The organism is Micromonospora yangpuensis (genome assembly GCF_900091615.1).
In the GTDB taxonomy this organism is placed as follows: Bacteria; Actinomycetota; Actinomycetes; order Mycobacteriales; family Micromonosporaceae; genus Micromonospora; species Micromonospora yangpuensis.
In genome coordinates this window covers 5,481,070-5,494,172 of the sequence record NZ_FMIA01000002.1, presented here as the reverse complement: position 1 = coordinate 5,494,172, position 13,103 = coordinate 5,481,070, and the positions used below count along the sequence as shown (strand labels likewise).

The 13,103-nt window shown below is 68.9% G+C and carries 11 protein-coding genes; 5 read left to right on the top strand and 6 right to left on the bottom strand.

Features of this window, described 5'->3' with window-relative positions; translation table 11 throughout:
- Positions 1-84: 84 nt before the first annotated feature.
- The 3 genes from GA0070617_RS30135 to GA0070617_RS30130 all read left to right on the top strand — a co-directional run bounded on the left by GA0070617_RS30135 (position 85) and on the right by GA0070617_RS30130 (position 3,257).
- The gene (locus GA0070617_RS30135; RefSeq protein ID WP_139135753.1) at positions 85-1,659 is read left to right on the top strand and encodes a hypothetical protein; all 1,575 of its coding nucleotides are present in this window, start codon (positions 85-87) and stop codon (positions 1,657-1,659) included.
- A 19-nt stretch (positions 1,660-1,678) separates the two neighbouring features.
- Complete coding sequence (locus GA0070617_RS30795) at positions 1,679-1,834, top strand: hypothetical protein (RefSeq protein ID WP_175440649.1); 156 nt, start codon at positions 1,679-1,681, stop codon at positions 1,832-1,834.
- Between the two features lie 133 nt (positions 1,835-1,967).
- Positions 1,968-3,257: a hypothetical protein gene (locus tag GA0070617_RS30130; RefSeq protein WP_139135752.1), complete on the top strand. Its 1,290-nt coding sequence runs from the start codon at positions 1,968-1,970 to the stop codon at positions 3,255-3,257.
- A 178-nt stretch (positions 3,258-3,435) separates the two neighbouring features.
- Here GA0070617_RS30130 and GA0070617_RS31820 read toward each other — a convergent pair whose 3' ends face one another.
- The 4 genes from GA0070617_RS31820 to GA0070617_RS24730 all read right to left on the bottom strand — a co-directional run bounded on the left by GA0070617_RS31820 (position 3,436) and on the right by GA0070617_RS24730 (position 7,372).
- Positions 3,436-3,735: a hypothetical protein gene (locus GA0070617_RS31820; RefSeq protein WP_229688688.1), complete on the bottom strand. Its 300-nt coding sequence runs from the start codon at positions 3,733-3,735 to the stop codon at positions 3,436-3,438.
- A 338-nt stretch (positions 3,736-4,073) separates the two neighbouring features.
- Positions 4,074-5,291, bottom strand: coding sequence for a hypothetical protein (locus GA0070617_RS24745; protein ID WP_229688689.1), 1,218 nt, complete (start codon positions 5,289-5,291; stop codon positions 4,074-4,076).
- A gap of 809 nt (positions 5,292-6,100) precedes the next feature.
- Positions 6,101-6,325, bottom strand: coding sequence for a DUF397 domain-containing protein (locus GA0070617_RS24735; RefSeq protein ID WP_091443374.1), 225 nt, complete (start codon positions 6,323-6,325; stop codon positions 6,101-6,103).
- A 78-nt stretch (positions 6,326-6,403) separates the two neighbouring features.
- Positions 6,404-7,372 (bottom strand): helix-turn-helix domain-containing protein, encoded by a 969-nt coding sequence (locus tag GA0070617_RS24730; protein ID WP_091443371.1) that lies wholly within the window; start codon positions 7,370-7,372, stop codon positions 6,404-6,406.
- 196 nt (positions 7,373-7,568) lie between these two features.
- On the opposite strand from GA0070617_RS24730, the gene GA0070617_RS24725 reads away from it, so the two are divergent.
- Positions 7,569-8,915: an MFS transporter gene (locus GA0070617_RS24725; protein ID WP_091443367.1), complete on the top strand. Its 1,347-nt coding sequence runs from the start codon at positions 7,569-7,571 to the stop codon at positions 8,913-8,915.
- Between the two features lie 208 nt (positions 8,916-9,123).
- Here GA0070617_RS24725 and GA0070617_RS30120 read toward each other — a convergent pair whose 3' ends face one another.
- Positions 9,124-10,113 carry a hypothetical protein gene (locus tag GA0070617_RS30120; RefSeq protein ID WP_139135751.1) on the bottom strand — a complete coding sequence of 330 codons (990 nt, stop codon included), beginning with the start codon at positions 10,111-10,113 and terminating at the stop codon, positions 9,124-9,126.
- Positions 10,114-10,473: 360 nt separating this feature from the next.
- Entirely contained in the window at positions 10,474-10,743 is a 270-nt protein-coding gene (locus GA0070617_RS24720; RefSeq protein ID WP_091443363.1) for a mycoredoxin, read from the bottom strand.
- 103 nt (positions 10,744-10,846) lie between these two features.
- On the opposite strand from GA0070617_RS24720, the gene GA0070617_RS24715 reads away from it, so the two are divergent.
- Entirely contained in the window at positions 10,847-13,039 is a 2,193-nt protein-coding gene (locus GA0070617_RS24715) for an ATP-dependent DNA helicase UvrD2 (protein ID WP_091443358.1), read from the top strand.
- Positions 13,040-13,103 lie beyond the last annotated feature (64 nt).

Sequence of the window (13,103 nt, the reverse complement as noted above, 5' to 3'; positions counted from 1 at the left end):
GGGACCATAGTCGAGGCTCTGCTTGGCTTGAACCGGGTCCGGCTGAGGTACGTAGTGAGGCTGAGTCGTCTGGGATGGAGCAGCATGACTGATGAGTGGGGTCTGGCGGATTTGCCGGGGCCAGATGATCCTTTCTGGCAGTTCAGCGACCAGGATTTCCCAGCTGTAGGGTTGGGAGACGCCGCGTTCGATGAGGAGTGGCTCGAAGGAATATTTGGCCCGCAGGAAGCGGCCGTGTCCGAAGGCTCGGCGGGCCGCCACGACGAGGTGGCACTGTCGGGTCCGTCGCAGGTGCCCCGGCCCCGGCAGAGTCGCCACTACCGTGGTGCCCGGGAGTGGGCGGATCGTATCGTCGAATACCACACCCTCGTCGGTGGGGCGCTACCTGACAGTCGGAAAGCGGCCCGGGCGGTCGGACACGAAGCCACCTATAAGCACCTGGTAAGTCTCCGGAACGGTCACACCAAGATTTCGCCGGAGGAGGCCGGAGTCCTGTCGGTGTTGTCGGGCGACTGGGCTTCCGATGTCTTTCCGGAAGGTGCAGAAGGTCGCCCTCAGTATCTGCGGGCGTTGGCAGGCTTACCAGAGGTGCCTCGGCCCCGGCAGAGCCAGCATCTCCGTGGTGCCCGGGAGTGGGCGGATCGTATCGTCGAATACCACACCCTCGTCGGCGGGGCGCCACCCAACAGCCAGAGAGCGGCCCTGGCGGTCGGACACGAAGCCACCTATGCCCGCCTGGCACATTTCCGGAACGGTGTTAGCAAGATTTCGCCGGAGGAGGCCGGAGTCCTGTCGGCGTTGTCGGGCGGCTGGGCTTCGGTCGTCTTTCCGGAAGGTGCGAAAGGTCGCCCTCAGTATCTGCGGGCGTTGGCAGGCTTACCAGAGGTGCCTCGGCCCCGGCAGAGCCAGCATCTCCGTGGTGCCCGGGAGTGGGCGGATCGTATCGTCGAATACCACACCCTCGTCGGCGGCGCGCTACCCAACAGCCAGAGAGCGGCCCTGGCGGTCGGACACGAAGCCACCTATAACCGCCTGGCACATTTCCGGAACGGTGTTAGCAAGATTTCGCCGGAGGAGGCCGGAGTCCTGTCGGCGTTGTCGGGCGGCTGGGCTTCGGTCGTCTTTCCGGAAGGTGCGAAAGGTCGCCCTCAGTATCTGCGGGCGTTGGAAGGCCTACCAGAGGTGCCTCGGCCCCAGCAGAGGCATCTCCGTGGTGCCCGGGAGTGGGCGGATCGTATCGTCGAATACCACACCCTCGTCAGCGGCGCGCTACCCGACAGTCGGAAAGCGGCCCTGGCGGTCGGACACGAAGCCACCTATGATCGCCTGAGAAAGCTCCGGCACGGTACAAGCAAGATTTCGCCGGAGGAGGCCGGAGTCCTGTCGGCGTTGTCGGGCGGCTGGGCTTCGGTCGTCTTTCCGGAAGGTGCGAAAGGTCGCCCCCACTATTTGGCGATGCTGTCGGAGGCACCGTCGGGTGGCTTCACGGCGGGTGTCGGAGCGGAGTCCAGTAGCGCCTACGGCGATCCACGGGAGGTCTCCCTTCTCGCGGCCCTGACCTCACCGGGAACCTCACCACAGTTGCGGGGGCGCTCGGCGCAGTCTCCTTCCACGGCGTTCCCGACGACGCCGTCCAGGGCGTTCTCACCGCCCCGATGACGGCGACGAACCCTTCGCCGTGACGGCCGGGATCGCCACCGCGCGCTGGTTCACCCGTGCAGAGATTGCCGCCGTGCTGGTCGACCGGCTGGTCGACGCGGGCGACGGCCGCCGGGTGACTCTGCCGATGGCCAGCTCCATCGCTCACTTCCTGATCGAGCACTGGTTGGCGTAGCCCTCGACCGGCTTCACCCCGTCGGTGAACGCGGCATGAGTGTGTTCGGGGCCATAGTCGATGCGCTGCTCGGTTGAACCCGGTCCGGTTGACGTACGTAGTGAGGCTGAGTCGTCCGGGATGGAGCAGCAGCATGACTGATGAGTGGGGTCTGGCGGATTTGCCGGGGCCAGATGGCCCTTTCTGGCAGTTCAGCGACCAGGATTTCCCAGCTGTAGGGTTGGGAGACGCCGCGTTCGATGAGGAGTGGCTCGAAGGAATATTCGGCCCGCAGGAAGCGGCCGTGTCCGAAGGCTCGGCGGGTCACGGCCACAACGAGGTGGCACTGTCGGGTCCGTCGCAGGTGCCCCGGCCCCGGCAGCACGAAGGTCGTCACTACCGTGGCGCCCAGGAGTGGGCGGAAAGTATCGTCGAATACCACACCCTCGTCGGTGGGGCGCTACCCAACAGTCGGAAAGCGGCCCTGGCAGTCGGACACGAAGCCACCTATAACCACCTGGTAAATCTCCGGAACGGTAATGGCAAGATTTCGCCGGAGGAGGCCGGAGTCCTGTCGGCGTTGTCGGGCGACTGGGCTTCCGACGTCTTTCCGGAAGGTGCAGAAGGTCGCCCTCAGTATCTGCGGGCGTTGGCAGGCTTACCAGAGGTGCCTCGGCCCCGGCAGAGTCATCATCACCGTGGTGCCCGGGAGTGGGCGGATCGTATCGTCGATTACCACACCCGCGTCAGCGGGGCGCTACCCGACAGTCGGAAAGCGGCCCGGGCGGTCGGACACGAAGCCACCTATGACCGCCTGGTACATCTCCGGAACGGTCGCACCAAGATTTCGCCGGAGGAGGCCGGAGTCCTGTCGGCGTTGTCGGGCGGCTGGGTTTCGGTCGTCTTTCCGGAAGGTGCGAAAGGTCGCCCTCAGTATCTGCGGGCGTTGGAAGGCTTACCAGAGGTGCCTCGGCCCCGGCAGAGTCATCATCACCGTGGTGCCCGGGAGTGGGCGGATCGTATCGTCGATTACCACACCCGCGTCAGCGGCGCGCCACCCAACAGCCAGAGAGCGGCCCTGGCGGTCGGACACGAAGCCACCTATGCCCGCCTGGCACATCTCCGGAACGGTGTTTGCAAGATTTCGCCGGAGGAGGCCGGAGCTCTCTCGGCGTTGTCGGGCGGCTGGGCTTCGGTCGTCTTTCCGGAAGGTGTGAAAGGTCGCCCCCACTATTTGGCGATGCTGTCGGAGGCGCCGTCGGGTGGCTTCACGGCGGGTGTCGGAGCGGAGTCCAGTAGCGCCTACGGCGATCCACGGGAGGTCTCCCTTCTCGCGGCCCTGACCTCACCGGGAACCTCACCACAGTTGTGGGGGCGCTCGGCGCAGTCTCCTTCCATCGCGTTCCCGACGACGCCGTCCAGGGCGTTCTCACCGCCCCGATGACGGCGACGAACCCTTCGCCGTGACGGCACGGAATGACGCCGCCTGGCCCCGGCAGGTCTGCCGGTTGCGCTTCTCCTGCCTGGCCGGTTTCACCCGAGAGGGGTGACCCTGCCGATGGCCAGCTCCATCGCCCACTTCCTGATCCGAGGCTGGTTGGTCCAACCGGCCACGTGAACGCCTACCGGCGGCCGGTGGCGGCCATCGACTTCCAACGTCGAAGACGCCAAGGGGTCGCCGCATAGGCGGTGAGGCCGACGGCAAGGAGTGCCACGCTCAGCAGGAAGCTGGGTAGGTCGTCGTGCGGTCGGGCGCTGAACTCCCACCACCGGTACTCCTGGTTGCCGCTGTATCCCCAGTACCAGAGCACGACGGCGGTCGCGGCCGGAAGTGTCCAGGCCAGTCGCCAGCCCAGGATCGCCCCCGCGAGCAGCGCAAGCCCGAGCCAGGCCAGCCAGGACCGGGCAATGACGGCGAGCACGGCGGGGCGCAACACAGTCGCGCAGATCGCCAGGAATATCGATGACCAGCCCGGTAAGATAGCGGCGCTGCATGGACCGCAGTCGCCGCGTCGCTACCTGTTCCAGATCGGCCAGCGAGCTGTACAGCGCGAGGATCGGCAGGACGGCGGCACCCAGGACGATCATCCGCCACAGGGGAATCGTGGTGCCGTCCGAACCAGCGGCCATGGGAATCGGTGTCTTGACCAGACCGAACCAGGCGGTGAGCGCGCCGAGTAGCACCGTACCGGCCAGGACGGCTCCGGTCGGTCTGGCGGCGAGATACAGCCGCAGCGGGTCGCCGCTCGCGGGGTGTCGCTCAGTCTCCTGGCTGGCAGTAACGTCCACTGAGCTCGGTCACCTCGCCTTCGACCCAGCGGAACTGTTCGTTGCGGGTGTTGGCTGCCGCGACGGCGCGCCCCTTGGCCCACGCCCGTTGCAACTCTTCCGGAGCGTTGGTGAGGTAATCCGGGGTACCTCCGCCGACGAGGTAGGATTCCAGCCATTTGTCGACAGCCGCGAGTCGTGCCTGATCAGTTTGGGTGATCGACATCCAGTCGCAGTTCTGCAGGTCCATGAAGCCGAAGGTGCTGCTGGTGATCGCCTTGCCGATGTCGGCCGCGTACGACCAGGGGCTTCCTTCCAGGATGTTGAAGGAGGGTGGACCCGAGTCGCCGAGGTATTGGACGCCGTCCGGGCCGAATTCTTTGGTGAAGCCGACCTCGTTGATGAGCGGCGGACGAGTGAAGACCTCGGGTAGGGCGTCCACCCGAGCACTGACCTCCCGCAGCTGCGGCAGGTACTTTTCGTGTTCGGGCCAGGCGCACAGTCTTGTCGAACCGTCGAGGCAGGCAGCTCTGTCGCCCGGAGGCCTGCGGTCGGTGATCACATTGGTCGTTGCCATGACGAGAAGAAGCAGTAGCGCAGCGGGGATCAGTGCGGCAGCTCTTCGTTTTTTTGCGGACCGACCCGCACCGGTGCCCGCGGCCCACACAAGGGCCAGTAGCAAGACGATGACCACAGCCAGCCGCAGGGCGACCGGCACGGGATCGACCGCCACATCCGGCCGTCCGGAGACCACAACGAATCCGACGCGGTCCAGTAACACAGTCAAGAACAGGAATCCCAGTGCGGCGGTGAGCGCGGAGAAGACTGGCCCTAGGAGCCGTCCGCAGGTCCAGCCTATTGCGACCGACAACAGGATCACGAACAGGCCGACAACGACGTAGCCCAACCAGAGATGTACACCCGGCGGAAACGTGCGGGCGGTCACGGCGAAAGCGATGGCCTGGCCTACCAGGTACGGAATCAGCAGAACGAGGAGAGTGGCGGTGAGTCGATGGGCCTCGACCTGCGAGGGGTGGACCTTCGCCGCACCGAGTTGTTCCTCGACCCCGTGCCGTCCCGGGGCGCTCGCCGCCCAGGCGGCAGCACCAGCACCGACCACTCCCAGGAGGTACGCGGGTACCTGTGCTGCGGCACCGGTCTCCGGCCAGACGCCGATCCAGTGCCGGTTCCGGAGAAACACCACGGCCACGTCGAGTACGACAAGCAGGGGAAGGGCCCAACGGATCGGGGAGTTACGAACGTGTAGCCAGAGCCCGCTCGCAGTTGTTGCTGAGATGTGTGCTGAGGACCACCACTGTCTCTCCGAGCCCCGAGATGATTTTTCGGAACTGCAGCCTCTGGCGGATCCGCATTCGACGTTGATCAGCCAGGTCGACCATCTCCACCGCGTCCTCGACCATCCGACGCCACTGCGCCTTGGGCACTTCACGCATCCAGGCCGCGTAGGTCACGAAATCGGCCGACGTGCCGGTGACTGGCTCACCGACCATGATCAGCCGGCCGATCCGGTAGGTGGGAACAGGCAGCGTCCCGGCGGCGTACTGCCGCCGAGCGGTGATGTACGCGATGCCGGTCGACGCCGCCCACTAACACCCCCTACCTGCCCGGCGAGGCTCTCGGCGGTCTCGCCGGCCTCGGCCATCGCCACCTTCACAGCCCGGTTCATCTCGGTCCTTCCCGGCACCAGTCGAATGTCCGAAGCGCATCACGTAACGCAGTGCACTTGTCCGGCAACTCTTGGCAATCTGGGTTCCGGGTGGTCGCGGAGCTGCCGGCTCTCTACCCAACGGCCGAACACGTGAAAGGGGTACGCGATGCGGTTTCATGGATGGGGCGGCGACCGCCGCTTCCTGGCGTGGGCGCGCGCGGCGCAACCCCCGGAACCCGACCGGGTACCGCTCGACCGGTCATCGCGACGGGATCTGCCGCAGCCGTGACGGTCGTGCCGTACGGCGAGGCCGCCGGCGACTGCCGACGGCCTCGCGTGGTCGGGGAGCGTCAGCCCAGATCGAACTGACCACCCTTGGTGCCGGTGAGGAAGCCCTGCCAGCCGGTGCGGTCGAAGAGCAGCACCGGGCCACCCCGGTCCTTGCTGTCCCGCAGGGCGACCGCGGCCGGACCGTGGTCCAGCGCGGCGACCTCGACGCAGTTGGAGGTCTGACTACGGGAGCTGGTGCGCCACGGCGCGCTTGCCAACACGGCACTGGTACGGATGTCGTTCATGCTTCTGCTCCTGGTCTGTTCTGCTCCGATGGGACGGGTGCGGCCCGGTGGACGCTGCCCGCAGCGGTGCCCGATGGATCACCGGTCGGTCAGGCGTCCGTGCTCCCCGCGACGCTGGACCGGTGCCGGTGTCGGCCCGGGGACCACCGTGGGCCGGATCGCCGTCCCGGCCAGCCGCTGGTGGGCCTCGGCGAGCCAGCTCCGGGTCTCCGAGACCGAGAGCGCCGCTGAGCAAAGCCACTCAAAAGCAACTTTATAGGGCTTTATGATGTTTGTATCGGTCGACACGACGTCGGTGTATCCCCCCTCGATGGCGAGGGTCTCCGGGTCGAGCTCATCGGCGAAACGGTAGAGCGAGAACGCCGTCGGCGGGACGTACCAGTTGTCGATCCGGGTGTCCCGGAGCAGCAGGCGCAGCGTCACGTTCGGCAGGGTGGCCAGCTCGCGGAGCTTGTCGAGCTGCTCCCGGAGCACCTCGGGCGGCCCGGCCCGGTGGCCGAGCGCCGCCTCCTCCAACACGGCGGTGTAGCGGGGCGCGTCCAACGACCGCTCCAGCAACGCCTGCCGCGCCTGCCGGGCCTGGACCTCCAGCTCCAGGTGGTCGGCCCGCCCCTCACCGACCGACCGGGCCGAGGTGATGCGGAGCCGGGCGTACCCGGGCGTCTGGAGCAACCCGGGCACCAGGACCGGGTTGTACTCGCAGATCTCCACACACCCCGCCTCCAGCTGCGCCCACCCGCGCTGCTGCTCGGTCATCACCGGGTACGTCCGGCGCAGCCACTCGCGCATGTCACCGGCGGCGCGGGCGATGGTGGAAAGATCCCGGCGGATCTCCTCCGGGGCCTGGTAGAGGGCCAGCAGCGCCTCGACGTCGTCGGGGTCGGGGCGGCTGCGGCCGTTCTCCAACCGGGACAACTTCGAGGCCGAAGCCCACTTGACCCGCTCGACGACCTGCTCGCCGGTCAACCCGGCAAGCTCGCGTAGGCGGCGCAACTGCTGACCCAACCTGCGGCGACGCATGATCGGGCTGACTGAGGCAGGAGGCACATCGCCCTCTTCTCCGTGGACCGTCGCAGACACGACGGTAACCGTATGAAATTCGCCCCCCACGGTAAGTATGGACGGCGCGGCCGGGGAAGGAAGCTTCGGCTGACGCGTGTCTCGCGGAAATGCCAGCGAAGATGTCCGGAACGGGACCGCTCCGTTCGCTGCGACCCCGCGTCACCCCCGCCGGAGGACCACCATGCGCACCGTCCTGCGCCACCCCGACTTCCGCCTGCTCTTCGTGGCCCTGGCGGCCGGTCGGGCCGCCGAGTCGACCCTGCTGCTCGCGCTCGCCATCTGGGTCAAGGACCTGACCGGCTCCGACGGCCTGGCCGGGGCGACCCTGTTCGTCATCATCGCGCCGAAGGTGCTGGCCCCACTCGTCGGCTGGGTGATCGACAGGTACCGCCGTCGACCGTTCCTGGCCGGGGCCAACCTCGTCGCCGCCCTGGTCCTCGTCCCGCTGCTGGCCGTCCGGGACGCCGGCGACGTGTGGCTGGTCTACCTGGTGGCGGGCCTGTACAGCTTCTCCCAGGTGATCGTCAACGCCACGGTCAACGGGCTGATCCGCACGATCGTGCCGGCCGGTCAGCTCGCCGACGCCAACGCCGCGCTGCAGACCGTACGCCAGGGGTTGCGGTTGGTGGGTCCGCTGGCCGGGGCCGCGCTCTACGCCGCGGCCGGCGGTTGGCTGTTGACCTCGCTCAGCATGGTCGGCTTCGGCGTCGCCGCGGTGCTTACCGGTCTGCTCCGGGTCCCGGAGCCCGTGCCGTCGACCCGGGGACTGGGCTGGTCGGCACAGCTCGGCTCCGGGCTGCGGCACCTGGCCGACCAGCCCGCGCTGCGCCGGGCGCTGCTCGGTCTCGGGCTGGCCTCCCTGGTGATGGGCTTCACCGAGTCGCTGATCTTCGCCTACGTCGACCAGGGGCTCCGACGCGACGCCGCCTTCGTCAGCGTGCTGGTGACCGTGCAGGGGGTGGGCGGGATCGTCGGCGGGCTGCTCTCCGCCCGGGTGGTACGCCGGATCGGCGAGGTCGGCACCATCGCCGTCGGGGTCGGCCTCTTCGGCGCGGCGACCAGCGCGCTGGCGTACCCGGACCCCCGCCTCGGCTTCGCCGCGCTGCTGGTGACCGGCGCGGCCCTGCCGCTGAGCCTGGTGGGACTGAACACGCTGGTACAGGCGGCCACCCCGGCCGGCCTGCTGGGTCGGGTCACCGCCGCCACCGATTCGGCGGTCGGCGCTCCACAGGCGGTGTCGATCGGGGTCGGCGCGCTGCTCGTCGGGGTGCTCGACTACCGGCTGCTGTTCCTGCTGGTCAGCGTGGTCACGGTGGCCGCCGGGGGGTTCCTGTGGCGGGGGCGCCGGCTCTCGCCACCGGTACCGCCCGTCGGGCGCACCACCGCGCCGACGCCGACCGGGGCTGCCCTGACGACCGGGTTGGTCGGGTCGGTGCCGGCCACCCGGATCCCGGCCCCGCGTCGAGCGCAGCCGCTGGTCCGGGTGGCAGGCGCCCACCAACCCGCAAACCCACCGCGGGAACGGTGAGAAGGGCGCCCTTCTCTGCTGGAAGCGTTAAGCGGGGGGAGCACTTGGATGCCCGAGGCCACCCAGTGGCTCCCGAACGCGGTGCAGACGATCTTCACCAACCGGTCCTTGTTGGGCGAGTACGCGAGAGCTGATGGTTCCGTCGAGCGGGGCGACGACGGCTCGCCCATCATGCGATCGCACCGTCACGGCGAAGGGTTCGTCGCCGTCATCGGGGTGGTGAGAACGCCCTGGACGGCGTCGTCGGGAACGCGATGGAAGGAGACTGCGCCGAGCGCCCCCGCAACTGTGGTGAGGTTCCCGGTGAGGTCAGGGCCGCGAGAAGGGAGACCTCCCGTGGATCGCCGTAGGCGCTACTGGACTCCGCTCCGACACCCGCCGTGAAGCCACCCGACGGTGCCTCCGACAGCATCGCCAAATAGTGGGGGCGACCTTTCGCACCTTCCGGAAAGACGACCGAAGCCCAGCCGCCCGACAACGCCGACAGGACTCCGGCCTCCTCCGGCGAAATCTTGCTAACACCGTTCCGGAGATGTGCCAGGCGGGTATAGGTGGCTTCGTGTCCGACCGCCAGGGCCGCTCTCTGGCTGTTGGGTGGCGCGCCGCTGACGAGGGTGTGGTAATCGACGATACGATCCGCCCACTCCCGGGCACCACGGTGATGCCTCTGCCGGGGCCGAGGCACCTCTGGTCGGCCTTTCAGCGCCTGCAGGTAGTGAGGGCGACCTTTTGCGCCTTCCGGAAAGACGATGGAAGCCCAGTCGCCGGACAACGTCGAGAGGACTCGGGCCTCCTCCGGCGAGATCTTGGTGTGACCGTTCCGGAGATGTGCCAGGCGGTCATAGGTGGCTTCGTGTCCGACCGCCCGGGCCGCTCCTCTACCGGAGGGCGGCGCACCATTGACGAGGGTGTGGTATTCGACGATACTTTCCGCCCACTCCTGGGCGCCACGGTAGTGACGACCTTCGTGCTGCCGGGGCCGGGGCACCTGCGACGGACCCGACAGTGCCACCTCGTTGTGGCCGTGACCCGCCGAGCCTTCGGACACGGCCGCTTCCTGCGGGCCGAATATTCCTTCGAGCCACTCCTCATCGAACGCGGCGTCTCCCAACCCTACAGCTGGGAAATCCTGGTCGCTGAACTGCCAGAAAGGATCATCTGGCCCCGGCAAATCCGCCAGACCCCACTCATCAGTCATGCTGCTCCATCCCAGACGACTCAGCCTCACTACGTACGTCAACCGGACCCGGTTCAAGCCGCACCCCTGACCTTCACCCCCGGCCGCCTGGCGCACGTTCCTCACCACGGCCGCGACGCGCCACTGAGCTGAGACACCCATTGTCAATGCCACGTAGCTCCCGCCGGGCGACCGTTGGTCTGATCAGGACGGACTCGATCGCTGACGCACTGGGCGTCTCTCGCCCAACCCTTCATCGACACCTCAAGGCTGAGGCGGAGAGCGCCTGGCAGGCGCTCGGGCATTCAGCGGGAAGCCCCGGCTCATCACCGGGGCCTCCTGCGCCACCTGGACCGCGTATGCGGCCACGGGAGCAATCGATCAGCTACTGATGTCCGCACTGGCACGAGCCAGAGCATTCTTGACCTGTACGATCGAGGGGTTGGTCATCACGATCTCGTCTCCGCCGTTGGCGGGAACTATGCGGATCGTGGGCACGGTCTGGTTGCCGCCGTTGACGCCCATCACGAACTCCGCGGCCTGCGGATCCTGCTCGATGTCGACCACCTCGTACCCGATGCCCTCCCGGTCCAGCTGGGAACGGAGCCGGTGGCAGTAGCCGCACCACGGGGTGGAATACATGGTCAACATCTGGGGTCCTCCAACGGGTCGGTCCGGCACCTACGATCGACTGGCTCACGATCGGGCCAGCCAGAGACTGCAACGTCAACCGAAGCTGCGATGATTCCTGGCTGTGGCGGTTCACTCGGCGGGCGAGCGGGTGCTGACCGGGCTGGACCCGGAGCAGCGCGCCGCGGTGACCGCGCCGGCCGGACCGGTCTGTGTGCTGGCCGGCGCCGGCACCGGGAAGACCCGCGCGGTGACCGCCCGGATCGCGCACCGGTCGCTGACCGGCGAGATCGCCGCCCGGCACGTGCTCGCGGTGACCTTCACCGCCCGGGCGGCAGCCGAGATGCGCAGCCGGCTCGCGCTGATCGGGGTCCCGGGGGTGCAGGCGCGGACGTTCCACGCGGCGGCACTGCGGCAGGTCCGGTACTTCGCGCCCCGGCTGCTGGCCGGTCGGGCCATGCCCGAGCTGCTGGACAGCAAGGTCCGGCTGGTCACCCTCGCCGCCGCCCGGGTCGGCCTGCGCACCGACCGGGCCGCCGCCCGGGACCTGGCCGGTGAGATCGAATGGGCCAAGTCCTCGCTTGTCGAGCCGGGGGAGTACGCGGTGGCGGCGGCCAAGGCGCTGCGCGACACCCCGCACGACCCGGCGAAGGTGGCCGAGGTCTTCACCGCGTACGAGCAGATCAAACGGTCCAACGGGGTGATCGACTTTGAGGACATGCTGCGCGCCGCGGTGTGGGGGATCGAGGAGCATCCCGACGTCGCCGAGCAGGTCCGCGGCCAGTACCGGCACTTCGTCGTGGACGAGTACCAGGACGTCAACCCGTTGCAGCAGCGGCTGCTGGAGGTGTGGCTCGGCGGTCGGGACGACCTGACCGTGGTCGGTGACGCCAGCCAGACGATCTACTCCTTCACCGGGGCCACCTCGTCGTACCTGGTCGACTTCGCCCGTCGGCACCGGGGGGCGACGGTGGTCCGGCTGGTCCGGGACTACCGGTCCACGCCCCAGGTGGTCGGGCTGGCCAACGCGGTGATCTCGCGGGCCCGGGGGACCGAGGCCCGGTTGCGGCTGGAGCTGGTCGGCCAGCGCCCCACCGGCCCCGAACCGGAGCTGCGGATCTTCACCGACGAGCCGGCCGAGGCCGGCGCGGTCGCCGCGCGCTGCCGGTCGCTGATCGACGCCGGCACCCCGGCCCGGGAGATCGCGGTGCTGTTCCGGACCAACGCGCAGTCCGAGGCGTACGAGAAGGCGCTCACCGAGGCCGAGGTGCCGTACCTGGTGCAGGGCGCGGAGCGGTTCTTCGAGCGGACCGAGGTACGGCAGGCGATGGTCGCCCTGCGGGCGGCCACCCGGTCCATCCCCGGCCAGACGCCGCTGCCGACCGCCGTGGTCGAGGCGCTGTCGGCGGTGGGCTGGACGCCCGACACCCCGCCGGCCGGTGGTGCCGCCCGGGAGCGCTGGGAGGCGCTGGCCGCGCTGGTCCAGCTCGCCGAGGAGTACGCCGCCACCCCGGCGGTGGTGCCGCTCGGGCCGGCGGCCTCGGTGCAACCCCCGGTGACCCTCGCCGACTTCAACGACGAGTTGCAACGGCGGGCCAGCCAGCAGCACGTGCCCACCGTCGACGGGGTGACCCTGGCGTCGCTGCACGCGGCCAAGGGGCTGGAGTGGGACGCGGTGTTCCTGGTCGGGCTCGCCGAGGGCACCCTGCCGATCACCTACGCGCGCACCGCCGAGCAGGTGGAGGAGGAACGCCGGCTGCTCTACGTCGGCATCACCCGGGCCCGGCAGGGGCTCTGGCTGTCGTACGCCTCGGCCCGCTCACCCGGTGGGCGGCCCCGTCGGCCGTCGCGTTTCCTGCCGCAGCTGGACCGCTCCGGTGGCACCGAGCGGGCCGGTGGCACCGAGCGGGCCGGTGGTGCCGAGCGGGCCGGCACCCCGGCCCAGCGCATCGAGCGACGACGGGCCCAGGTGGTGGTCTGCCGGATCTGCGGCGCGACCCTCGTCGCCGGGCCGGACCGCAAGCTGGGGCGCTGCCCGACCTGCCCGTCCGACCTCGACCCGGAGCTGCACGACCGGCTGCGTGACTGGCGGCAGCGGGTGGCCGGCGCGCAGCGGGTGCCGGCCTACGTGATCTTCACCGACGCCACCCTGGTCGCGTTGGCCGAACGGCGACCGGGCCGGACCGAGGAACTGCTCGCGATCGCCGGGATCGGGGCCCGCAAGCTGGGCCTCTACGGGGCGGCGGTGCTGGCCCTGGTGGGTGGCGCGAGCGTCGACGAGATCTGCTCTGAGAAAACTTCCAAGAACTCGCCGTAATTCGTTTGCCCTCGGCCCGGGGCGAGGAATAGCCTCAGGACACACCACGCGAGCGGCGCCATTC